We start from the raw sequence: 23,558 nt of genomic DNA, 5'->3' as shown, positions 1-23,558 counted from the left end.
CGATGACAGACCACACCCCCGCGAACATCGCTCTGCACGAAGACGCCTCGGCACCCAAGCCCCCACCCCAGGCGACCCGCTTTGCGGTGCGCCTGCGTTTGAGCATCAGCACACTGTTCCTGTTCCTGATCCTGCCGTCGTTCGTGACCTTTGTGGTTTACATCTACCGCACGAATTACGCGATCTACAAACACAACGCGGCCGAGCTGATCACAACCCACAATGCACAAACGCGGGACAAGCTCATTGCGCTGTTCGACCCCATTAGCGACTCGCTGCTGACGCTGGCCAAACAAGTCCGGGATGACCCGAAGCTGCTGGAGAGCACGGCCATTCTGGACACCCTGCTGCTGCACCTGGAAAACAACCCCACGTTGGCCAGTGTGTTTGTCGCTTCAGACCGCGGCTCCTTCCACCAGGCGCAAAGCACGCGGGACAACATGGTGATTGCCAACCGCATACCACCGGCCGATGCCAAGTTCAATTTCTGGGTGGTGGACCGGGCGGGTGCACCACCCGCAACGGCCAAGGCGGGCACGGTCAACTCCACCTTCACCTTCTTCAAAAACCGGGACACCGTACTGGAGACCTTTGTGGTCCCCAACAACTACGAGCCCCGGGAGCGGCCGTTTTACAAGGACCTGGCCAAAAGTGTGGAGAAGCTGAGCCCCGCAGAGCTGGCACGGCATGTGTATGTGGGAGAGGTCTACACGGCGGCCAGCACACAGCGCCTGACGATGAATCTTTCGACACCGGTGATGATCGGCAGCAAGTTCAAGGGCATGGTGGGCGAGTCGTTTGAGCTGGAGGCCATCTCCAACTACCTGAAGTCCATCCAGATCAGCCAGAACTGCGAGACCTATATTGTGGACAGCGAGGGCAAGATCATCGTCAGCACCGGCCCCAACAGTGGCTACAAGCTGGAGAACAATGTCCTGGTCAAGCAGAACATCCAGGCGTCTGACGGCACACCCGCCAAACAGGCGTTCAGCCGGTTCAAAGACTCCAAAGAGGTTCGGTTTGAATTTACCGGCGCGGGCACCTCGGAAATCTACCTGGCACAGATCACGCCCTTTCCCAATGCCTTCCACAAGGACTGGGTGGTGCTGACGCTGGCACCCGTGAACGACTTTCTGGTGGGCCTCAAGGCCATCAACCAGCGGCTGATCATCTATGGTGGCCTGGCCTGCCTGCTGCTGGTGTTGTTGACCTATGTGTTGTCGCGGTCCATCTCACGGCCGATCGAGTACCTGACCGAAATCATCCGCGATTTGCTGGAGTTTGAAACCTCCAAACACAACCTGCGCTCCAACATCTACGAGATCAAAATCCTCGGAGATGCCGTCAGCAAACTGCGGTCAACCTTGCGTGCGTTTACCAGCTATGTGCCGCGCGACCTGGTCAATGACCTGCTGAAGTCCGGGCAAGCCATACAGCCCGGTGGCGAGAGCCGCTACCTGACGGTGATGTTCACCGACCTGAAGGACTTTTCGTCCATTTCAGAGGTGACCCCGTCGCGTGCGCTGCTGCGGTGTGTGTCGGCCTATCTTGCGCTGGTGTCGCTGGCGGTCAAGGAGGAGCGTGGCACCGTTGACAAATTCATCGGCGACGCGGTGATGGCCTTTTGGGGCGCCCCCCTGCTGGACCAGGACCATGCTTTTCACGCCTGTGCCACGGCGGTGAAGTCGCAGCGCAGAATGGCCGGGCTCAACACTAAGCAGGTCGGCGAAGGGCTACCGGCGCTGACGGTGCGCATCGGCATCCATTCCGACGCGGTGCTGGTGGGCAATATCGGAAGCGAAGAACGCATGAGCTACACGGTGATGGGCGACGGCGTGAACGTGGCGGCGCGCCTGGAGGGTATCAACAAGGAATATGGCACGTCCATCTGTATCAGCCATGCCACATACAAGGAAGCCGGTGAACGGTTGCTGACCCGGCCCATGGACGTGACCACCGTGAAGGGGCGCAAGGGCGAGTTGCAGATTTATGAGTTGTTAGCCGTCTTTGGCGACGACCCGGACACACAACCCACGGCGCAGGAGCTGGACCTGTGTCAGCGCACCACAGCGGCCTACCGGCTGTATGCGGCGAAGGAGTACGCCCTGGCGGCCGAGGCCTACCAGGGGATCGTGGATGCACACGGCGATGCGCTGTCGGCCATCATGCAGAAGAAGTCCCTGCACCTGGCCGGGCAGGCCACGCCGGCCATTGCGGCACCAACGTCTTAAGCCAAATTGGCCTGTAGCCCTCGTCGGTATTACCTGGGGAGCTACTATATTTATAGCAGTCTGTCGTCAGACTATTGCACCAGTTCCCACTCGTATTTCAGCGTGTAGCTGGCCGAGGGGTGGGTCAGGTTCTCGGTGCGTTTGCCGCTCTTGCGCTGGCCGGACGAAAACAGCGTGTGGGCATCGGGCAGCAGCAGGCTGACGGTGGTGGGCTCGAACACATCGTCTTCCAGCGACGTGAACAGGTAGTGCGCAATCAGGCCCACCGCGGCGCCGACCACGGCGCCAATGATCATGCCCACCGGGCCGCCCGGTGCGCCCACCGTAATGCCGACCAGCCCGGCCCCTGCCACCACGGCCGCCACCACCAACTCTTCCACCACTTCACCCACGGCCTCCCACAGCGCACGCAGCGCGTCCATAAAGGCACCAGAGCCATCCGACTCGGCCATCAGAAAGGTGGTACTGAAGGCGCGCGGCCAGTTGCCGGAGCGGGTCAGGTCAAACTCCACAAACTTGCGGTTGGGGGTGAAACGCTTGGTTTCGCCGTTGCGGAAGTCACCCACCTTGAACGGAGCAACATTGCGCTGCTGCCCCGTGGAATCCGCGCCCAGGCCGCCGAGACGGATGTTGTCCTCCAGGAAGTCGGTGAACTCCAGGCCCACGTCGTCCTGGCATTTCACCCGGTCGATGTTGAGCACCAGCTTGGTAAAGCCGGGGCGCGGTGCAGCCGCCGTGGTGGCCAGAGCCGTGGCGGTCGCGCCAGGAACGATGGCGTAGGACAGGCCCAGTGCATCGAGCATCTTCTCCGAATCCTTGCTGGCCACGGCGTCCTTGATCGCTGCCGAAGTGGCCGCATTGAGCTTGAGGGCGCCCACCGCAGGTTTCAGGGCTTTGAGTTCGGCCAGCATGCCACGACTGAGCAAGGTGGGTTGCGCGCGCAGGTGTGTCAGCAGCGAGGGTGCCGCAGACACTGCTGGTGCCCTGGCCGCGCCCAGCTTGGCGATGGAGCGCAGCTGCAAGGCACGCATCTGCCGCGGCTTGGCGGTCTGGCGCTGTTTGAGCAATGCCAGCGACGCCGCCTCCAGCGCACCGCTGGCTGGCAGCGCAAATTTGGCTGGGTCACCCATATGGGCGGCGGCCGCTTCAATGGCCGCAATGGTGATGCGTGCCGCTTCATTGGCAACGCCCTGCAGGTCGTCTGGCAGGTCTTTGTCGTTGGTGCTGATGATGTTCATGTGATTTCCCCTTGGTATGAAATGGATGTGGACAGATACGCCTGGATCACGGTCAAAGCCTTTGCCTCCAAACGTGAACGGATGCTAAAAACGCAGCGTCTCTGAACCGTCTCTCACGGCCCCGGGGCGGTGCGCGTGCTCTGGCACACTGCGCCCCATGCTGAATCTGCTTGGTGTACCCACATGGCAACTGGCCGGCGCGCCGGACCACCGGATACCCGTGAGCCTGCCCGCCTGCCTGCTGGTGTACCTGGCCTGCCAGGGCCGCTGGGTGGAGCGCGAAGTGCTGGCGGATGTGTTCTGGCCCCAGCGCCCGCGCGACGAGGCCCGGCACAACCTGCGCGTCAACCTGCACCGCGTGCGCCAGCTGCTGGACGCTTTTGCACAAGGCCACACACTGCAGAGCGAACGCTCCCGTGTGTGCCTGCAGTTGCCGCTGGACCTCGATGCTCTGCGCGCCGCCATCAGCAAGGCCGACGGCGCCGCGCTGTTGCGCCTGCAGCCGGCGCGCTGGCTGGAGGGGTTTCAGCTGGGCGGGTTTGATGCATTTTGGGACTGGTCACGTGCACTGAGCACCCAGCTGCAATCGCAATGGCGTGCAGCCGGCGAGCGCGCCCTTGTCACCCACGGCGCCACACAGCCCGCACCGCATTGGCTGGTGCCGCTGCACAACCTGCTCCATGGCGCGGTGGACCATAACGACGGGATGGGCGACGGGATGGGCGACGGGGCTGATGACCATCTGGCCCATCCACCGGCCTCGGCCATACCGCTGTTTGGCCGGCAGGCCACGCTGCAAACCCTGCGCCGACCCGCCGTGCGCGCCATGGTGCTGGTGGGTGAAGCCGGCATGGGCAAAAGCTCGCTGCTGCATGCGGCGCTGGCGCAAGCCCCGCTGCTCAAGGGGCGCGAGGGGCTGCAGCAAATCCCTTACCGCCCCGTGGCGGAGTACCTGTTGTCGCACATGGGCACCCTGCGCGCATTACTGCAGCGGGGAGGCAACAGCCTGGGCGCGTACCGACTGGACCTGGCCCGCCTGCTACCCGACCTGGCGCCTGACGACCCCCTGCCGCCGCTGGACATGATGACCGCCAAGTCGCGCCTGCTGGAGGGACTGGCGCGCGTGTTCGAATCCCTGGGCGACTGGCTGCTGGTGGACGATCTGCAGTGGTGCGACAGCTCCACCCTGGAGCTTTTGAGCCTGCTCACCCACCGCGGCGTGTTGCGCTGGCGTGCGGCTGCGCGCGGCCACGAACTCAGTGATGCACAGCGCCAGTGGGCGCAGCAGTTGGAGCAAACCGGCCACCTCACGCTGCTGCCACTGGAGGGCCTGGGCCTGGACGCGGTGGCACAGTGCTGCCGCCAGCGCCGCCCCCAGCAGGCCTGGAGCGATGCCGAGCTGAAACGCCTGCACACCGCCTGCACCGGCAACCCCTTTGTGCTGAACGAGCTGCTGTTGGCCCTGCCAGACGCACCGGCGGAGCCGGATGGTGGTGCGCAGACGCTGAGCCTGCCCCGCAGTGTGCGGGAGCTGCTGCAGCGCCGGCTGCGCGCCCTGCCCGCCGCGGCGCGCGCACTGGTGGAAGCCGCGTCCGTGGCGGTGCGCCCCCTGCCGCTGAACGTGCTGACCCAGCTGGCGGATGGCGCTTCGGCTTGGCCCGACACCACGCTGCTGGATGCGGTGCAAACCGCCTTGCACGCCGAAATGCTGCGCGAAGAACGCGACGGCCTGCAGTGCCGCCACGACCTGGTGCGCCAGGCCGTAGAGGCAGGCCTGACCGTAACGGCCCGGCAAACCCTGCACCGGCGCGCCGCGTTGGCCCTGGGCGGGCGCCCCGAAGGCAACGCCGAACCACTGGCCGTCGCCGCCCACTGGAGTGCGGCCCAGGAACCACAAACCGCACTGGCCTGGATGCAGCGCGGCGCCGTGCAGCTCAAGATGCGGGGCCGCTTTGACGAGGCCCGTGCGCTGTGGACGCGGGTGGCCGACGAATCGCTGGACGCCACCCAGGCCCTGCAGGCGCGCCTGGCCCTGGCCGAGTGTGAACTGCTGACCGACCTGGCGCGCGGCCGCACCGCCCTGCTGGAGGTACTGGCCCAGGTATCAGCAGTGGCCGAACCCGCCCAGCGCGACCAGATTGAGGGGCAAACACTGGCTGGCCTGGTGGACAACGCCGTGTTCTCGGGAGACCTGGCTGCCGCGCGCGACGCGGCCGAGCGCCTGCGCCCGTTGCTGCCGCGCCTGCGCGTGGATGACCGCGTGCACGCCTGCGAGGTGCTGATCGAACTGGCCATGCGTGAACCCGACATCCCGGCGGCCTGGGCCTTGCTGGAACAAATGCAGCGCCTGGCCCCGGCCCGCCCCTCCACACTGAGTTTTGCGGCACAGATCCACTGGTTTGCGGGTGATGCACGAGCCGCCTGTGCTGCGTTTGAAGCCTTGTTGTCTGCGCACCCGGATTACTGCAGCGGGTTGACGATAGAAAACGATCTGGCCGTGATGCTGCAGGCACTGGGCCAGTTGCCGCGCGCCGAGCTGATGGCACGGCGCAGCCTGGCAAGCTGGGCCGGTGTGGCACACACCGAAACACTGTCCTGGCTGGTGTTGGGCACCATACTGACCAGCGCGGGCCGACATGACGAGGCACTGGCGGCGTTTGATAACGCGCTACTTCTCGGCCGGGCCCAGGCCTCCCCGCTGTTTGAGGCAGAGGCCCTGGTTCGCCGCGCGCGACTGCACCTGCAATGCGGCAACGGCGCGTTGGCCGGTGATGACCTAGACTACGCGGAGCCGATGCTGCGGGGCAGCGCCGACCCCATGCGTGTATCGCTGTACGCCTGGTTGCGTGTGCGAGCCCAGATTGAACTGGGCCAAACGGTGGACCGCGGATTTGTAAAACAACTGCGCGACATAACCCAGCGCAGCGCCCACCCACTGCTGCACCTGCGCCTGGCGGGCATAGAGGCCGAGATCGCGCTGCAGGATGGCGACCACACGGCAGCGGAACATGCGGCGCAGCGCCAGGCCCGTATCGCGGACGGCGCGGGCCTGCTGGAGATGCTTGCCGATGCTCTGCTGCTGCAAGCGCGAGCGTGCACGGACCGGGTTATCGCACAGGTGTTGCGGGACAAGGCCCACTCCATCGCCCACGCACAGGGTTTCGGTTACATGGTGTCTACCCTTCCAGCAACGGAGTAACGGTAGACTACTGCGACGCAATCCAGGGAGGACTGCGTGTGAATAACACACAGGGACACAAGTCAAAATTACTATGCGAATCTCACTATTTGCGCGCGCAGCTATGGTTGTGTGCGGGACATTACTGCTACTGGCGGGGTGTGGTGGCGGTGGCAGCACCGGCACTGCTCCAACATCAACTCCAAACCCCATACCAACACCCACACCAGCGCCCCCGCCTACGCCGACGGGGCTCAGCGTCGGTGGCAGCATTACCGGCCTGGACAACAGCACCGGCCTCACACTGGTCAATGGGTCTGAGGTATTGGCTATTGCGGCCAACGCCACCAGCTTCGCCTTTGCCGCTGCGGCAGCCGAAGGCGCCAGCTACAACGTCACAGTGGGGGAGCAGCCAGCCGGCAAGCTGGCCTGCACAGTCAACAATCCCCAAGGCACCGTGGCGCAGTCCAACATTCTCTCGGTCGCGGTGAACTGCGCGCCGCGCCCCTTCGCAGGCCAGTACAAAGGCCGCTACACCGTCAGCACCATGCCCTGGGAGTTCAAGGAACTGGTCGGCATTGGCGCTGACAATTCCGGCAACCTATACGTTGCCGACAATGGTGATCGCACCGTGCGCAAGATTGCACCCTCGGGAGCCATCACATTGCTGGCGGGGGGCGGTGAGGCGGGTTATGTAGACGCCACAGGGGCGGCTGCGCGCTTCCAGGTGCTCTCATTTCTAAGCACCGACAAAGCCGGTAACGTCTATGTGGCGGACTACATCCCAGGCACTGGCACGTACTACATTCGAAAAATCTCGCCCGCGGGCGTGGTCACCACCCTCACCAAGTTCAACGACTTCATCGCGGGCTTTGCGGCCGATAACGCGGGCGCCCTGTACTTTGTTGTGGGCCACAAGGTGCTCAAGATGTCACCGGCGGGTGTGCTGTCCACCTTCGCTGGTAGTGACATGTCCGGTTTTGCCGACGGCCAGGGCACACAAGCCGGTTTCTATTTTCCACAGGGGCTGACCGTGGACGCCAGCGGCAACGTGTATGTGGCCGATCTACAGGCATCACGGCTTCGCAAGATCACTTCGCAGGGCTTGGTCAGCACTTTGGACAGCCTCTACCTGGATCCTGGGCGGGGAATGGGAGGCCCATTCCATGTGGCAGTCGACCGCGATGGCAATGTGTATGCGGCTGAATATGCCGTTTCAGGCAGTGTGCGATGGAACAATCTGGATCAATGGGCTTATGTGCGCGCGGTAGACAGCACGGGTACTTCCTTTAGCCTGACCGGTTTCAACAAGTTCGGCAACACCGACGGACCGGCCGACGGCGCCCGTTTCGGAAAACTGTCTGGCATAACGGTAGACGGGGCGGGTTACATCTACTTGGCGGACTCGGGCAACAAGCGCATCCGCAAAATTTCCCCCTAGCGGATCAACCCGATAAACTGCTCCCCCATGCACACCCACACACTCGAAGCCATCCCCAAGTCCCGCGCGTTTCGCATTGAGGTTTGCGAATCGCTGTCGCGTTCACCGCTGTTCAAGGACTGGTCGTGGGAAGAGCTCGACACGCTCAGCTCCCACATGGCCGGTTACCGCGCCAAAGCGGGCGACCTCTTGTTTGAAGAAGGCGACGACGGTGATGCCATGGGTCTGCTGCTGTCCGGCCAGATCGAAGTGCGCAAGCAGGATGCCGCAGGGGTTGCCCAGTTTGTGACCCATATCGTGGCAGGGCGCACCTTTGGTGAAATGGCCGCTATTGACGGTGAGAAGCGATCTGCCTCTTGCTCCGCCACCGAAGCCTGTGTGCTGGCCCTGCTGCCCAAGGCCCAGTTTGAACGCATTTTGATGGTCAACGAGGCCCTGGGCATCAAGCTGCTGCTGCGGGTGACGCGGCTGCTGAGCCAGCGCCTGCGCCGGGTCAATGGCGCGTTGGTGGACTTTCTCAGCAAGGACGCTGCCTGAAACGGAATGACTTGAACGAAATGGGGCTGTAGCCCCCGCGATTATTCACTATATAGCTACAAATTATATAGCAATCAGGGGCATAGGTCCGAAAACGGCGAGTTGGTCTGCGTACCATGCGGGTCTTTAATCACGACCGTTTCCCATGCCACAGACCACCACTCTGCACACGCTGTTCGCCAGCCTGCACACTGCGCCCCAGCCACTCGTCATCCCCAACGCCTGGGACGCAGCCAGCGCAGCCCTGTTTGCGAACGCAGGCGCCAGCGCCGTTGCCACGTCCAGTGCGTCACTGGCGTGGTCGCTGGGGTATGCCGATGGTGGCACCTTGCCGCGCGACGAGCTGCTGGCCGCCATTCGGCGCATCCAGCGCGTCATCCATATCCCGCTCACCATTGACCTGGAAGACGGTTACAGCAAGGACCCACAGGCCGTCGCCACCCTGGTGGCAGACGTGGCCGCACTGGGTGTGGCCGGTATCAATCTGGAGGATGGAGCGCAGGCCCCCGCCCTGCTGGCAGACAAGATTGCCGCATCGCGCCAGGCGCTGGGCAACACGCCCCTGTTCATCAACGTCAGAACCGACGTCTACCTGCGCGGCATGGCCACGGGCGATGACGCTGTAACCATGGCACTGGAGCGTGCCGCGCTGTACCACGCCGCCGGAGCAGACGGCCTGTTTGTGCCGGGCATGTCGAGTGTTGAAGACACGGCGCGCGTGGCCCTCCAGACACCACTGCCGTTGAACCTGATGCTGTTGCCCAGCATGCCCACCATCTCGGACCTGTTCACTGCGGGTGCCCGCCGTTTGACCGCCGGGCCCGCGAACTTTCAAACGGCGTATGGCCATGCACGCACACTGGCGCAGGCGCTGGTGGTGGACCACCGTGTTGCCGGTCTGTTTAACAACGCGGTGGGGTACGACGCGATGAACGCGTTGTTTACTACTGGCTCGCTACCTGGTTGATATTGGCCACCCGCTCCTTGTCGAACACGGCAATGATGCGGGTGTGCTGGTAACGCTGGTGCTCTTTCATCTTCACGTCTTTGGGGCTGTTCAGATCACCATTGCCAAACACCTTGTGGAACTCGTGGGGCACGTTGACCAGGTACTTGTCCATGATGTCCAGCGGCACTTCAGAGCGCTTCTTGGCCAGGTCGGTGTTGGTCTTTTGTTTGCCATAGGCCGACGCGCTGCCGATGGACAGCAGGATCACCTTGCGTCCCTTGCTCTCGCGAGCCAGAAAATCGGCAAAGCGGACCAGGCGGTCATGCTCCAGGCTGCCACGTGCCAGGTTGGCCGACCCATTGGGGAAGAAGACCGAGAGTTCACCGGTACCCTGCAGCTTGGACATTTCCTCAATGATCTTGAGCGAGTTCTGCGCCGTCTCCAGAGACTTCTGACTGGTGGTCTTGATCACATCCAGGTCAGCCTTCATGCCCTGGTTGGCCGTCTTGATGTCTGCCAGGCCACCCATCACTTCGGCGTGGGCGCTGACGAATTGCCGAACCGCCACGTTGGCATCTGGCGAAGGCGCCTTCTGTGCAGTGCTGTCATTCACGGGGGCTTGCGATGTGGTGCCACAGGCCATCAGCATGGGTAGTGCGATCAGGGATGCGACTGCGATCTTTGTAAGCATGGGTGTTTCCTAAAAGTTGCAAGGTGTGAGGCTCTTTTCAAACCTGGGCGATTCTGACTTGGCCCGGTGCCAAAAGGGCTCCGTTTTTGGTAAGGGGATGTTTCATTTGTACAGAGGCGGCTATGCCTGTGCAATGTGCGATTGCGCACATACAAAGCCCTGCGCCGCCGCCACGATGGCGCCATGACATACCAAGGCGCACGGTCTCGCCCACTTGAGAGCGAGACAAATCGGTTCTTCTCTGTTTCCAAAATCCGGCTGGACGCCGATGGGTTTGCAACCCATGTTTTATGGAGCGAGGTCGACTCCCGCACCAACCTGGACGTGGGCGAGCCCGTCATGGTGCCCATCAGCGATGTGGTGGACGCCCTGCGTGATGGCGCTCAGGTGCGTGTGGTGTTTGCGCCTGCACACACCCCGCTGCCGGACCAGACATTGGAGGTCATTGGCCGCGCCGACGGCAGCGACACGGTGGCACTGGCCAAGCGGCCAGGGCTGGCGGGTGCACCGCAGGCAAGCCTGCACGACATCGCCACTCTGGACACCCGCGCCAAACCCAGAAAATCCATATCGAGCTATTCGTCGCGCCGACGCGCGCGCAGCGTGATCGCCGTGTCCAAGGTCGGGCTGGATGCAGACGGCCGCGTCACCCACGTGCAGTGGGGCCGGGTGGACACGACCACCAACCTGTGGATAGGCGCCGAATCCGTGGCACCGGTTGCGGACGCCGTGGCCGCCGTGCTGGCGGGCGACCAGGTGTTTGCGTTGTTTGCGTCGACCGACGGGCATTTGCCTGGCCGTCAATTTACGTCGGTAGACTATGACGATGGCAGGCAGACCATAGCGCTGCAAGGCGCCCCGAAAGCGGGGCGCGAAATCCACGACATGGACCGTCTGACCGTTACAGTGCCCTCGTAGCTACCACACCCTTCCCCACCTGAGGCCCCCTATGCAAGTTTGGAAACAGTGGGCACTCAGGTTCAGCATTGCCACCCTTGTGGTGCTGGGCACCGCCATGCTTGCCCTCACCTGGTGGCTGCCTTCTGACGAAGAGCTTGCCCGGCGGCTCACCACCGAAGCGAGCAACATGCTTGGCGTGCAGGTGAACATGGGTGCGGTGCACTGGTCACTGCTGCCCGCGCCTGCCATCACCGTCCATGACTTTCGCACGCAGCAGGCGCAGCCGGTGGTCATTGGCACGCTGAGCGCATACCCCAATATCCGCAAGCTGTTGCAGCGCCAGCTGGTACTGGACCGCATCCAGGTGGATGACGCCACTATTCCACGCAATTCGGTGCATGCGCTGCTGGCCAAACCGGGTGCCGTGCAAAACGGTGCTGCTGTTGGTATGCCGTCGTTGGATCACCTGGCGTTTCGCAACCTGACCTGGATCTCGTACAGCGGCATCGCGGTGGCCTTTGATGGCGACATCAGCTTTGACCCGCAGTGGCGGCCACGCCATGCCACACTGCGCCGCCCTGGCCATACCCCGCCCTTTACCTTGACCCTTGTGCGCGAAGGTGACGCAGACCGCTGGCAGACACAGATCGTGGTGGGCGGTGGCACTGCGCATGGCAACGTGCTGCTAAAGACAACCAAGGACGGCACCATGCAGCTGAGCGGCCAACTGGCCCCGCGTGATGTTGAGGTGGCCAGCGCACTGAAGACCTTCAACCGGCGCTCCCCCGTATCCGGCAAAGCCACCGGCCAGACCGTGTTGTCTGCCAGCGGCAAGTCTGTGGGCCTGTTGACCCGATCCCTGCACACCCAAACCCGCTTCACGGTGAACCCGGCCACGGTGCTGCGTTTTGACCTGGACAAGGCTATACGCACCCGCGGCAAAGAACACGATGGCCAAACCGCGTTGCAGGAGCTGACCGGCCAGCTGGATACACAAAACGGTGCGGAGGGCATGCGCGTGACCGTAACCAACATCCGCGCCCGCGCAGGCAAGTTCACCGCCACCGGCAAGGCCATGGTCTACCACGGCCAGATCGAAGCCAGCGGCAACCTGGACTGGATTGAGGGTGCAGTAGGCGTGCCCATCACGTTAAGTGGGCCGGTGCAAAAGCCCAAGGTATCGGTGCCGCCCGGCTTCTACGCCGGGGCTGCTATTGGTACGGTGCTGTTGCCGGGTATTGGCACGGCTATTGGTGCGCGGATTGGGGGTGCGATTGGGGATGTGTTCTCGGGGGAAGGCAAGAAACACGCTACTAAATAGATAGCTATTCAGGCAATATGCACGGGGGCTATAGGCTCATTTTGCTTAAAGCTTCAGGCTGAACGCTCTGCGCAAAGATCCTGATTCCACATACCTTCCGCACGGTGGTGCATCAAGCAGCCAACGCGAACTTGCCATCCGCTTCGGCTATCAACACTTCAGCCGGAATGCCCAGCCCTTTGTGCAAGCGACGGATCATGCCCAGCGTCAACGGGCGTTTGCGGCCCAACACCTCGTACACCCGGTTGCTGCGGCCAATCATGGGCTCCAGGTCTTTGATGCTCAAACCGCCTTGTTCCAAGCGAAACTTGATCGCTTCAATGGGGTCGGGAGCCGATATGGGATAGTGTTTTGCCTCATAGGCTTGTACCAAGATGGCCAGCACATCCAGCCGATCCCCATCGGGAGTTCCATGGTCCGGGTCTGTGTCCATCAACGCGGAAATCTCGCGCAGGGCGGCCTTGTAATCTGCCTCGGTGTGGATAGGACTAATTTCCATGGTGATGACTCCTTAGGCCGATTTAGGCCAACTCAATCGTTTCGGCATCAATGGCGTCATACGCCCGATGGGTGCCAATGAACTTCACAAAAACCAACTGCATCTTGTACGACACAGCCACTACCAAGCGGTAATCGTTCCCTTTGATATTGAATACCACCCGGCGGTTTTTCAAGATACTGGCATTGCCGTATTGCGCCTTGATGTCCGAAGGCTGCTGCCAGTTCGCGTGGCTGACCTCTTCAAACCATGCCTTGAGGGGCTGCTCAGCGTCTCGGTAGATGGGCTGTTCCCAAAAGGCTTTGAGGGTTGATACGGCAATGACTCGCATCACTTGGATGATAGTCCCAAATTGGGACCAAAACAAGGGTACTCACCGAAAATACAAAATGTATAGCGAACAACCTATATTCCACGGGGGCTAGAGGCACATTTGACCAGCACTCACTCCGGAATAACCGCCGTCACCTCAATCTCCACCTTGGCCCGGTCCTCGATCAGCGCCGACACCTGCACCGCTGTCATCGCCGCGTTGAAGCTGCCGATGATCTCTCTGAACGCCACACCGATCTCACGCCCGGCGGCCAGGTACTCGCGCTTGTCGGTCACGTACCAGGTCATGCGCACGATGTGCTCGGGCTTGGCGCCAGCCTCGTTCAGCACGGCCACCACATTCAGCAGCGCCTGGCGCACCTGGCCGGCAAAATCGTCGGTGTGGAACTGGCACTGCGCGTCCCAACCGATCATGCCGGCCACGTACACGGTCTGGCCGCGGGCCATGACGCCGTTCGCATAGCCGCGGGGGCGGGCCCAGTCGGCGGGCTGCAGTACCTTGTTTGTTGTTGATGTTGTAGTCATGGTGGTCTCGCTCTCTGTCTTTTGAATGGGCCTAGACGCCGATGTAGCGGTGCCACAGGCTAGGGTCCGCCCCCAGTTGCTGCGAATTGCCCGCCCACACCACGCGGCCGCGCTCGATGATGGTGTGCTGGTCGGCCAGTTGCACCAGGCGCTGCACGTATTTGTCGATGACCAGAATGCTCTGGCCTTGGGCGCGCAGCGTGGCCAGGCAGCGCCAGATGTCTTCGCGTATCAGCGGGGCCAAGCCTTCGGTGGCTTCGTCCAGCACCAGCAAGTGCGGGTTGGTCATCAGCGCGCGGCCTATGGCCAGCATTTGCTGTTCACCACCCGACAACTGGTTGCCCATGTTGCGCGCACGCTCGGCCAGGCGGGGGAACAGCGCATAGACGCGGTCCAGCGTCCACGGGTTGCTCGATGCGTTGCGGTTGCCGGCAAAGGCGCTCAGGTTCTCGGCCACGCTGAGTGTCGGGAAGATCATGCGGCCTTCGGGCACCACGGCCATGCCCATACGCGCGATGCGGTCGGCGCTGAGCCGCTCGATGCGTTCACCGCGGAAGCGCACCGTGCCGCTCAAGCTGGGCGTCAGGCCCAGCAGGGAGCGCACGGTGGTGGTCTTGCCCATGCCGTTGCGGCCCAGCAGCGTGGACACACCGCCCTGCTCTATGCGCAGGCTGATGCCAAATAACACCTGGCTGGGGCCGTAGGCTGTTTGCAGGTCGTCGATTTCCAGCAAGGCGGTCATGCAGAAGCCTCCACTTCATCACCCAGGTAGGCTTTGCGCACCTCGGCGTTATCGCGTATGGCCTGTGCGTGGCCGCTGGCGATGACCTTGCCAAACACCAGAACCGAAATCGTGTCTGCCAGGCGGAAGACCGCGTCCATGTCGTGCTCCACCAGCAATATCGTGGTCTCGCCGCGCAGGCTTTGCAGCAGCGTCACCATGCGTTCGGATTCATCCGGACCCATGCCGGCCATGGGTTCGTCCAGCAGCAGCAATTGGGGTTTGGTGGCCAACGCTAGGCCTACTTCCAATTGGCGCTGCTCGCCGTGTGACAGGGCGCCTGCCAGGCGATTCCCATGCGCGCCCAGGCCCACACGCTCAGCCACTGCAGCGGCGGCTGCATAACGCGCCTGCTCACTGCGCGCGGCGCGCCAGAAGTACATGCTGCTACCGTCCACTGCCTGCACGGCCAGCGCGATGTTGTCCAGCACGGACAACTTTTTGAAGATGCTGGTGATCTGGTAGGAGCGCACCAGGCCTTTGAGTGCGCGCTGGTGCATGGGCAAACCGGCCATGTCGGCACCTGCAAAAACAATGCGGCCGCTGTCGGACTGCAGCGCGCCAGATATCTGGTGGATCAGCGTGGTCTTGCCGGCACCATTGGGGCCAATCAATGCGTGGATTTCGCCTTTGCGCACGTCCAGGCTAGCGTGGTCGGTGGCGGTCAACCCGCCGAAGCGTTTGACCAGGTCTTGCACCTGCAACATCAGTTCACTCGCAGCCCCGCTCATGCTGATGCTCCTTTGCGCCGCAGCAGGCTGGTCAGGCCATTGGGCGCCAGCAGCACCACACCCAGTAGCACAGCCCCCAGGCCCAGTTGCCAGTGGATGGTGTAGTGGCTTAAAAATTCTTCCAGCAGCAGGAAAACAATGGCACCCAGCACACCGCCATACAGATGGCCCACACCACCCAGAATGACCATGATCATCAGCATGCCAGACTGGCTCCACTGCATCAGCGCCGGGCTGACAAAACTGCCCTGGTTGGCCAACAACGCACCGGCCAGGCCCGCCAGCGCACCGGCCAGCACAAAGGCCACCAGCTTGTAACGGAACACGGGGAAGCCGATGGCCGTCATGCGGACCTCGTTCTCGCGAATGGCCTGCAGCACATGGCCAAAACGAGCGTTCAGCAAACGGGTGATCAGCACGATGGCGGCCACCAGCAGCGCCAAGGTGGCGTAGTAGAAATGGGTGTCGTTGCTTAAGTCAACACCCGCACCCACGCTGGAGCGGCCGGCCAGCGACATGCCATCTTCACCCCCATAGGCCTTCAGCGACACCACCAGGTAGTACAACATCTGCGCAAAGGCCAGCGTGATCATGATGAAGTACACACCCTGCGTGCGCAAGCTGACCCAGCCAATCAGCAGTGCGGCCACGGCGCTGACCAGCATGGCAATGGGCCAAGCCGCCCAGGCCGACACCGTGCCGCCTTGCATCAGTATGGCCACCGTGTAGGCACCCAGGCCCACAAAGGCGGCGTGGCCAAAACTGACCATGCCACCAAAACCCAAAATCAGATTCAGGCTGGTGGCGGCCAGGGCGAAGATCAGGATGCGGGTGGCCAGGCCCACGTAAAACGTGTCACCAGCCAGTGACGCCAATACCGGCAGCGCGGCCAACAAGGCCAGCACAGGCACAGACCAGCGCAGTTGCAGCGAATGGTCCAGCAGGCTGGGCACAGAGGGGTTCTGGGTCTGCATGCGGTCGTAGGGCTTAGCCGTGGGTGGGGAACAGGCCCCGGGGTTTGAAGAACAACACGGCGGCCATCAGCACATAGATCAATATGGAGGCGACCGCCGGGCCGGCATTGGAAGCAGCCTCGGGCCCGACCAGATAACCCAGCGAAGGCGGTATCAGCGTGCGGCCTGCCGTGTCCACAATGCCCACCAGCAAAGCACCCAGCAGAGCGCCGCGTATGGAGCCAATGCCGCCAATGACGATGACAACAAAGGCCAGGATCAAGATGCTTTCACCCATGCCCACCTGCACCGCCAGCAGCGGCCCCAGCATGCCACCGGCAACGGCGCACAGCGCGGCACCCAAGCCAAACACGGCCGTGAACAGTGTCTTGACATTCGTGCCCATGGCCATGGCCATCTCGCGGTTGGCGGCCCCAGCGCGCACCTGCATGCCAACACGGGTGTGGGCAATCAGCAGGTAGAGCAAGCCCGCCACCAGCAGGCCCACCCCAATGATGAACAGGCGGTAGGCGGGATAGTAGAAACCAGCCATCAACTCCACCGGACCGGACAAGGCCGCTGGAGGGTTGAGCGAGAGGGGTTGCGAGCCCCAGATCATGCGTACGCCTTCATTGCACATCAGCAAAATGGCAAACGTGCCCAGTACCTGGGACACATGGTCCCGCTGGTATAGGCGGCGCAACACCGTCATCTCCAGCAGCATGCCAAAGACAGCAGCACCCACAATGCCAAAGCCTAAACCCAGCCAGAATGAACCGGTGGCCTGGGCGATGGACGCGATCAGATACGCGCCCACCATGTACAGCGAACCGTGGGCCAGGTTGATCATGTCCATGATGCCGAACACCAAGGTGAGCCCAGCGGCCAGCAGGAACAGCATCAAGCCGAACTGCAGGCCGTTGAGCATTTGCTCCAGGATCAGGATGGTGTTCATGGCGCGCGGCTACTCCTGTGTTTACGAAGCCATCTTGCAGCTGCCAACGTAGGCGTCGGGCTGGTTCTTGAACACCGTGCCCAGCGTGCGGTTGGTGACCTTGCCCTGGGCGTTTTTGGTGACCACGCGCAGGTAGTAGTCCTGGATGGGGAAGTGGTTGGTGTTGAACTTAAAGGCGCCACGCACCGAGTCAAACTTGGCCGCTTCCAGGGCTTTGCGCACGGCGGCCTTGTCAGAAAGCATGCCTTTGCTGTCGCGCACGGCGGCGTCTATCAGCTTGGCCGCGTCATAACCCTGCGCTGCGTACAGCGATGGGATGCGGCCGTATTCTTTCTCAAACGCAGCCACGAAGGTCTTGTTGGCCGCGTTGTCCAGGTCGTGCGCCCATTGCGAACTGTTGAACATGCCCAGCATGGGTTCACCCACGGCCTTGATGACATCTTCATCGGCCGAGAAGCCGGGGCCAAACAGTGTCATGTCTTTGGACAGGCCCGCACCAACAAACTGCTTGATGAAGTTGATGCCCATGCCGCCGGGCAGGAAGATATAGACCGCATCGGGCTTGGTGGCGCGCAGTTGCGAGATCTCCGCGCCGTAGTCCAACTGGTTGAGCTGGGTGAAGCTCTCGGACGCGATGGCTCCCTTGTAGAAGCGCTTGAAGCCTGTCAGCGCGTCCTTGCCTGCGGGGTAGTTGGGGGCGATCAGCGCCACGTTTTTGAAGCCCTTGTCCGCCACGGTCTTGCCCACGGCTTCGTGCAGGTTGTCGTTCTGCCAGGATGCGCTGAAGAAGTAGGGGTTGCACTGCTCACCCGCATATTGCGAGGGACCGGCATTGGCGCTGATGTAGAAGGTCTTGGACTGGAAGGTGGGTGCGCCCACGGCCAGCATCACGTTGGAGAACACGATGCCGGTCAAAAAGTCGACCTTGTCGCGCTTGATCAGGCGGTCTGCCGTCTGGCGGCCCACGTCGGGGCTGGCCTGGTCATCGGCGATCACCACCTCGGCCGCACGGCCGCCCAGCTTGCCGCCACCGAGCTTGACCGCGAGTTGGAAGCCATCGCGAATGTCCACACCCAGCCCGGCACCCGGGCCAGACAAGGTGCTAAGCAGACCCACCTTGACGGGTTCGGACGTCTGCGCCGTTGCAGACAGCGCGGTCACGGCGGCGGCGGTAGCGACCAGGGTACGCAGGAAGTTCGAGGAGTTGGGTTTACGGTTCACAGTGATTCCTTTGGTGAAACAAATGGACGAGAACAAGGGAAGGGGTTGGTCCGCTCAGGCCAGCTCGCGCAGCTTGAAACGCTGCAGCTTTCCGGTCTGGGTGCGGGGAAGCATACTGACAAAAGTGATGGCCCGCGGGTACTTGTAGGGGGCAATGGTGTTTTTCACGAAGTCCTGCAGCGCCTTGACCATGGCCTCATTGCCTTCATGGCCGGCACGCAGCGTGACAAAGGCTTTGACGATCTGGCCACGCTCGTCATCTGGGCAACCAATCACCGCGCACTCGGCCACGGCCGGGTGCAGCAGCAAGGCGTCTTCGACCTCGGGGCCGGCGATGTTGTAGCCGCTGGAGACAATCATGTCATCGGTGCGGGCCTGGTAGATAAAGTAGCCGTCGGCATCCATCTTGTAGGCGTCGCCGGTCAGGTTCCAGCCGTTGCGCACGTATTTGGTCTGACGCTCGTCGGCCAGGTAGCGGCAACCGGTGGGGCCGCGCACAGCCAGCTTGCCCACCGTGCCCACGGGCACTGCGTTGCCATCATCGTCCTGCACCTGCGCCTGGTAGCCGGGCACGACCTTGCCGGTAGCGCCGGGGTGGGCATGTTCTTCATCCGCCGAGATAAAGATATGCAACAGCTCGGTGGCACCAATGCCGTCTATCAGCTCGATGCCGGTGGCGTCACGCCACAAGGTGCGAGTGGAAACCGGCAGGGCCTCTCCCGCTGACACGCAGTGGCGCAAACTGCCATTGCGCAAGCCTTCACCCTGCGGCGCCAAGGCGCGGTAGGACGTGGGGGCGGTGAACAATACGGTGGCGCCAAAGGCCTGTATGGCTTCCAGCAACTGGGGTGGACCGGCCTTCTCCAGCAACACGGTGGACGCCCCCACCGAAAGGGGGAACAACACCAAACCGCCCAGGCCAAAGGTAAATGCCAGCGGCGGGCTGCCCATAAACACATCGTCGGCCGTGGCGCGCAGCACATGGCGCGGCCAGCAGGCGCAGATGGCCATCACGTCGCGGTGGAAGTGCATGGTGGCCTTGGGGATGCCGGTGGTGCCCGAGGTGAAAGCAATGATGCAGGTGTCGTCCGACGCCGTGTTGGCATTGGCAAACACCGGGCTGTGGCGGGCCATGGCGGCGTCCAGCCCGTCCGCGCTGCCATCGTTGAAGTAGCGAATGCTCTGCAATGTGGGGCATTGCTGGGCCGCGCTCTGCACTTCAGCGGCCAGATGGAAGTCGCACAGCGCATGGCGGATCTGCGCCTTGTCGATGACGGGTTTCAACTCCTTGGCGCGCAACAGCGGCATGGTGGCCACGGCAATAGCGCCCACCTTGATGACGGCAAACCAGCAGGCCACCATCATCGGGTTGTTGGGGGCGTGCAAAAGCACACGGTTGCCGGGCACCACACCCATGTCTTGCACCAGCACGTTGGCGATGCGGTTGGCCTTGTCTTGCAAATCAGCATAGGTCCAACTCAGACCACCGGGGGCCAGAATGCAGATGCGGGCACCGTTGCCTTCTGCGATATGCCGGTCCAGCAGCTCGTACGCGCAATTCAGCTGGGGCGGGAACTGCAGCTCCGGCAGGTCAAAGATGAACTGCGGCTGTTGTTCAACGGGCGGCAGGTTGTCGCGGGCGAAGGTGTCGATGTGGGCACTGGGCATGGTGAATCTCTTACTGCGTTCTTGCGGGACAGAAACCTTCGGAATTAAGACGATTTTTCCTTGAGCAAGTCTTTGGCAATGATCAACTGCTGGACCTCCGTAGCACCTTCGTAAATGCGCAATGAGCGTATCTCTCGGTACAGGCGCTCGACAATATGGCCGCTGACCACACCCATGCCGCCCCAGATCTGCACGGCGGCGTCAATGACCTGTTGTGCACCTTCTGTGGCCACCATCTTGGCCATGGCCGCCTCGCGTGTCACATTGCGACCCTGGTCCCGCTGCCACGCGGCGCGGTAGACCAGCAGAGCACTGCTGTCTACCGTGGTGGCCATCTGAGCCAGCTTGGCCTGGGTCAGCTGAAAGTCCGCCAACGTCTGGTTGAACATCTTGCGTGTGGTTGCGCGGGTAAGGGCTTCGTCCAAAGCGCGGCGGGCAAAACCCAGGGAGGCGGCTGCCACCGATGTGCGGAACACGTCCAACGTGCGCATGGCGACCTTGAAGCCCTCCCCCGCCGCGCCCACCCGCTGGGTCAACGGCACCTTGCATTCGGTGAAACGCAATGTGGCCAAGGGGTGGGGAGCGATCACGTCTATACGTTCGGCGATTTCAAATCCTGGCGTGTCGGCATCCACAATAAAGGCGCTGATGCCACGGGCACCAGCAGCCTCACCACTGCGGGCAAACACGACATAAAAGTCGGCAATGCCGCCGTTGGAAATCCAGGTCTTGCTGCCGTTCAGCACGGCATGGTCCCCTTCGATGCGGGCGCTGCATTGCATGGCGGCCACGTCGGAACCGGCATCGGGTTCACTCAGCGCAAATGCGGCAATGGATTCACCGCGTGCAACCTTGGTCAGGTAACGTTGTTTCTGCTCCGGTGTGCCGGCCAGACTGATGGCGCCAGAGCCCAGGCCCTGCATCGCAAACGCAAAGTCGGCCAGGCCGGAATGGCGGGCCAGCGTCTCGCGGATCAGGCAGATCGAGCGGGTGTCGATAGCATCGGCCACGCCACCGTAGGCTGTTCCGCCCACAGCATACTTCAGCCAACCGGCAGCGCCCAGCGTGCGCACCAAGGCCTTGCATTCGGCATCCACATCGTGGCCATGCGCTTGTGAAATGTGCTCGGTGGCCCAGACGTCCAGCGTGCGGGCCAGGTCGCCGTGTTGAGGCGCGAAGAAGGGCCAGTCCAGGTATGCGGTGTCGCTCATATCGTGTTTCTCTTAGTTGCCTTGGAAGACAGGCTTTTGCTTGACAACAAAAGCTGCGTACGCACGGTGGTAGTCCTGCGTCAGCATACAAATGGCCTGGGCCTGGGCCTCAGCTTCAATCGCCTGGTCTATGGACATGGACCATTCCTGGTGCAGCATGGTCTTGGTCATGCCATTGGCAAAGGTGGGGCCGGCAACCAGATCATTGGCCAAGGCATGCGCTGCAGCAGCCAGCTCTTCGGGCGCGCACAGGCGGTTGAAGAAACCACTGCGCTCGGCCTCGGCACCGCCAATGGAGCGGCCGGTGTACAACCATTCGCTGGCGCGACCCTGGCCGATGATGCGTGGCAACATGGCGCAGGCACCCATGTCGCAGCCGGCCAGGCCCACGCGGTTGAACAGAAAGGCTGTCTTGCTGCGTTCGGTGCCCAGGCGCATGTCGGATGCCATGGAGATGATGGCGCCGGCGCCAGCACACACACCGTCCACCGCGGCGATGATAGGCTGCGGGCAGGCGCGCATGGCCTTGACCAGATCACCGGTCATGCGGGTGAACATCAGCAGCTCGGGCGCCTTCAGCTGGATCAACGGGCCAATGATTTCATGTACATCGCCACCTGAGCAAAAGTTATTGCCCGCGCCGGTGACAACCACGGCATGCACATCGGTGGCGTATTTCAACTGGCCAAACAAATCGCGCAACTCCACGTAGGAATCAAAGGTCAGCGGGTTCTTGCGGTCCGGGCGGTTCAGCGTGATGGTGGCTACTCCGGCTTCGAGCGTCCACAAGAAGTGCAGCGGCTGGTAGCCCGCCAGGGGTTTGTGGTTGCCGGCTTGGAGTGCGGGGTCCAGCACTGAGGTGTTGGCGTCTGATGTCATTTGTTGTTCTCCTTGATGGGGGTATCTTGTTGGCGCACCAGCTGCACACGCAGGGTGCCGAGCTGGTTGTAGAGCTGCTGCACGGTGTTGGCAGGCAAGCCGGCGAACAACTCCAGAATCCACTGCTCGTGTTCCTGGGCCATGGCCTCAAAGGTGTCGCGGCCCTTGGCGGTCAAACACACGATCCAGGCGCGGCGGTCTTGTGGGTTGTTGATGCGCGAGACTAGGCCTTCGCGCTCCAGCTCATCGGTCACGCCAGTCACATTACCGCCGGTCACCATCAAGAAGCGCGACAGCTCGCTCATCTTCAGACCCTCGGGCTGGCGGTAGAGCTGGGCCATGTAGTCGAAGCGTGGCAATGAGATGTCGAAGCGTGTGCGAAGGCGCTTGCGGATTTCGTCTTCGATTTGTGTGGTGCAAGCCAGCATGCGCAGCCAGAGTTTGAGCGCGGCATGGTCACCACCGCTGGAGCGGGCTTCGTGGCCCAATTCGTCGGCGTCGTTCAGTAATGTGCGGCTGTGATCAGTTTTGCTCATTGCATGACTTCCCCGCCGCAGACAGCAATGGATTGGCCGGTGATGGCGCTGGCCGCGGGGCCGCACAACCAGGCCACGGTGTCGGCTACTTCATCGGCCTGCACCAGTCGGCCTTGGGGGTTGCCGGCCGTGAATTCCGCGCGGGCTTGCTCTTCGGTACGGCCCGTCTTGGCCATGACGTTGGCAATGCTGTCGCGCACGATGTCGGTCTCGGTATAACCGGGGCAGACTGCGTTGACGGTCAGGCCTTTCTTGGCGAATTCCAAAGCCAGTGCACGCGTCAAACCCACCACGCCATGTTTGGCGGCACAGTAGGCGGCCACATAGGCGTAACCGGTCAGGCCAGCTGTGCTGGCGATGTTGACAACCCTGCCCCACTGGGCGGCCAGCATGTCCGGCGCGGCGGCTTGTGTGCACAACATGGTGCCGGTCAAGTTGACGGCCAGCATCTGGCTCCACAGCGTGGCATCGGTTTTGAGGAATGGTGCGCTGCTGGCCTGGCCCGCGTTGTTGATGAGGATGGTGATGGGGCCAAACCGCTGGCGGGCACTGGCAAATGCGGCCTGTACCTGATCGGCATCCGACACATCGGCGGTGACCGCATGCATACGCTCGGGTTGCTCGGCGGCAAGAGCCTGCACCGTCTCCAACTTACGGCCCAGCACGGTGACGTTTGCGCCGTGCGCGACCAGCAGGCGGGTTACGGCCGCGCCTATGCCCTGACCGCCACCGGTGACCACGGCGTGGCGGCTCTGCAAAGTGTTGGCAGCAACGTGCATG

22 protein-coding genes are annotated in these 23,558 nt (G+C 62.5%); 7 read left to right on the top strand and 15 right to left on the bottom strand.

From position 1 onward, the window contains the following. Window positions 1-2 precede the first annotated feature (2 nt). Window positions 3-2,231, top strand: coding sequence for an adenylate/guanylate cyclase domain-containing protein (locus HZ993_RS20570; protein WP_209394562.1), 2,229 nt, complete (start codon window positions 3-5; stop codon window positions 2,229-2,231). A gap of 71 nt (window positions 2,232-2,302) precedes the next feature. Here the strand turns inward: HZ993_RS20570 and HZ993_RS20565 are convergent, their stop codons facing one another. Continuing rightward, complete coding sequence (locus HZ993_RS20565; protein ID WP_209394561.1) at window positions 2,303-3,469, bottom strand: hypothetical protein; 1,167 nt, start codon at window positions 3,467-3,469, stop codon at window positions 2,303-2,305. A 157-nt stretch (window positions 3,470-3,626) separates the two neighbouring features. Here HZ993_RS20565 and HZ993_RS20560 point away from each other — a divergent pair, with 157 nt between their 5' ends. From HZ993_RS20560 to HZ993_RS20545, 4 genes are all read left to right on the top strand, one after another. After that, a complete protein-coding gene (locus HZ993_RS20560; RefSeq protein ID WP_209394560.1) occupies window positions 3,627-6,668 on the top strand; it encodes an AAA family ATPase in 3,042 nt (1,013 codons plus the stop codon). Window positions 6,669-6,741: 73 nt separating this feature from the next. Next, on the top strand, window positions 6,742-8,088 hold the full coding sequence (locus tag HZ993_RS20555) for a hypothetical protein (protein ID WP_209394559.1): 1,347 nt from the start codon (window positions 6,742-6,744) through the stop codon (window positions 8,086-8,088). Between the two features lie 27 nt (window positions 8,089-8,115). Beyond that, entirely contained in the window at window positions 8,116-8,625 is a 510-nt protein-coding gene (locus HZ993_RS20550; RefSeq protein WP_209394558.1) for a Crp/Fnr family transcriptional regulator, read from the top strand. A 145-nt stretch (window positions 8,626-8,770) separates the two neighbouring features. Beyond that, window positions 8,771-9,592 carry an isocitrate lyase/phosphoenolpyruvate mutase family protein gene (locus tag HZ993_RS20545; protein WP_209394557.1) on the top strand — a complete coding sequence of 274 codons (822 nt, stop codon included), beginning with the start codon at window positions 8,771-8,773 and terminating at the stop codon, window positions 9,590-9,592. Here HZ993_RS20545 and HZ993_RS20540 read toward each other — a convergent pair. Continuing rightward, window positions 9,570-10,265 carry a hypothetical protein gene (locus HZ993_RS20540; RefSeq protein ID WP_209394556.1) on the bottom strand — a complete coding sequence of 232 codons (696 nt, stop codon included), beginning with the start codon at window positions 10,263-10,265 and terminating at the stop codon, window positions 9,570-9,572. The two genes, HZ993_RS20545 and HZ993_RS20540, sit on opposite strands and share 23 nt — an antisense overlap. 141 nt (window positions 10,266-10,406) lie before the next feature. On the opposite strand from HZ993_RS20540, the gene HZ993_RS20535 reads away from it, so the two are divergent. Together HZ993_RS20535 and HZ993_RS20530 are read left to right on the top strand one after the other, a co-directional pair. Beyond that, window positions 10,407-11,183 carry a hypothetical protein gene (locus HZ993_RS20535; protein WP_209394555.1) on the top strand — a complete coding sequence of 259 codons (777 nt, stop codon included), beginning with the start codon at window positions 10,407-10,409 and terminating at the stop codon, window positions 11,181-11,183. A gap of 31 nt (window positions 11,184-11,214) precedes the next feature. Further along, on the top strand, window positions 11,215-12,486 hold the full coding sequence (locus tag HZ993_RS20530) for an AsmA-like C-terminal region-containing protein (RefSeq protein ID WP_209394554.1): 1,272 nt from the start codon (window positions 11,215-11,217) through the stop codon (window positions 12,484-12,486). A gap of 112 nt (window positions 12,487-12,598) precedes the next feature. Here HZ993_RS20530 and HZ993_RS20525 read toward each other — a convergent pair whose 3' ends face one another. The 13 genes from HZ993_RS20525 to HZ993_RS20465 all read right to left on the bottom strand — a co-directional run bounded on the left by HZ993_RS20525 (window position 12,599) and on the right by HZ993_RS20465 (window position 23,557). Next, window positions 12,599-12,985 carry a type II toxin-antitoxin system HigA family antitoxin gene (locus HZ993_RS20525; protein WP_209394553.1) on the bottom strand — a complete coding sequence of 129 codons (387 nt, stop codon included), beginning with the start codon at window positions 12,983-12,985 and terminating at the stop codon, window positions 12,599-12,601. 22 nt (window positions 12,986-13,007) lie between these two features. After that, entirely contained in the window at window positions 13,008-13,316 is a 309-nt protein-coding gene (locus tag HZ993_RS20520) for a type II toxin-antitoxin system HigB family toxin (RefSeq protein ID WP_209394552.1), read from the bottom strand. A 113-nt stretch (window positions 13,317-13,429) separates the two neighbouring features. Continuing rightward, window positions 13,430-13,843 carry a RidA family protein gene (locus HZ993_RS20515; protein WP_209394551.1) on the bottom strand — a complete coding sequence of 138 codons (414 nt, stop codon included), beginning with the start codon at window positions 13,841-13,843 and terminating at the stop codon, window positions 13,430-13,432. Between the two features lie 31 nt (window positions 13,844-13,874). After that, on the bottom strand, window positions 13,875-14,585 hold the full coding sequence (locus HZ993_RS20510; RefSeq protein ID WP_209394550.1) for an ABC transporter ATP-binding protein: 711 nt from the start codon (window positions 14,583-14,585) through the stop codon (window positions 13,875-13,877). Then, window positions 14,582-15,355 carry an ABC transporter ATP-binding protein gene (locus HZ993_RS20505; protein WP_209394549.1) on the bottom strand — a complete coding sequence of 258 codons (774 nt, stop codon included), beginning with the start codon at window positions 15,353-15,355 and terminating at the stop codon, window positions 14,582-14,584. Before HZ993_RS20505 ends, HZ993_RS20510 begins: the two co-directional genes overlap by 4 nt. Then, window positions 15,352-16,329 (bottom strand): branched-chain amino acid ABC transporter permease, encoded by a 978-nt coding sequence (locus HZ993_RS20500; RefSeq protein ID WP_209394548.1) that lies wholly within the window; start codon window positions 16,327-16,329, stop codon window positions 15,352-15,354. The genes HZ993_RS20505 and HZ993_RS20500 overlap by 4 nt, the downstream gene beginning before the upstream one ends. Window positions 16,330-16,342: 13 nt before the next feature. Further along, entirely contained in the window at window positions 16,343-17,263 is a 921-nt protein-coding gene (locus tag HZ993_RS20495; RefSeq protein WP_209394547.1) for a branched-chain amino acid ABC transporter permease, read from the bottom strand. A 21-nt stretch (window positions 17,264-17,284) separates the two neighbouring features. Further along, the gene (locus HZ993_RS20490; RefSeq protein WP_371817008.1) at window positions 17,285-18,445 is read right to left on the bottom strand and encodes an ABC transporter substrate-binding protein; all 1,161 of its coding nucleotides are present in this window, start codon (window positions 18,443-18,445) and stop codon (window positions 17,285-17,287) included. Window positions 18,446-18,538: 93 nt separating this feature from the next. Next, window positions 18,539-20,152, bottom strand: coding sequence for an AMP-binding protein (locus HZ993_RS20485; RefSeq protein WP_209394546.1), 1,614 nt, complete (start codon window positions 20,150-20,152; stop codon window positions 18,539-18,541). Window positions 20,153-20,196: 44 nt separating this feature from the next. Beyond that, a complete protein-coding gene (locus HZ993_RS20480) occupies window positions 20,197-21,363 on the bottom strand; it encodes an acyl-CoA dehydrogenase family protein (protein ID WP_209394545.1) in 1,167 nt (388 codons plus the stop codon). A gap of 12 nt (window positions 21,364-21,375) precedes the next feature. Next, entirely contained in the window at window positions 21,376-22,242 is an 867-nt protein-coding gene (locus HZ993_RS20475) for an enoyl-CoA hydratase family protein (protein ID WP_209394544.1), read from the bottom strand. Continuing rightward, on the bottom strand, window positions 22,239-22,778 hold the full coding sequence (locus HZ993_RS20470; RefSeq protein ID WP_209394543.1) for a MarR family winged helix-turn-helix transcriptional regulator: 540 nt from the start codon (window positions 22,776-22,778) through the stop codon (window positions 22,239-22,241). Before HZ993_RS20470 ends, HZ993_RS20475 begins: the two co-directional genes overlap by 4 nt. Then, window positions 22,775-23,557 carry an SDR family NAD(P)-dependent oxidoreductase gene (locus HZ993_RS20465; RefSeq protein ID WP_209394542.1) on the bottom strand — a complete coding sequence of 261 codons (783 nt, stop codon included), beginning with the start codon at window positions 23,555-23,557 and terminating at the stop codon, window positions 22,775-22,777. Before HZ993_RS20465 ends, HZ993_RS20470 begins: the two co-directional genes overlap by 4 nt. Window position 23,558: the final 1 nt, after the last annotated feature.

This window comes from Rhodoferax sp. AJA081-3 (assembly GCF_017798165.1).
Lineage (GTDB): Bacteria > Pseudomonadota > Gammaproteobacteria > Burkholderiales > Burkholderiaceae_C > Allorhodoferax.
This window is presented reverse-complemented; position numbering and strand designations above follow the sequence as displayed.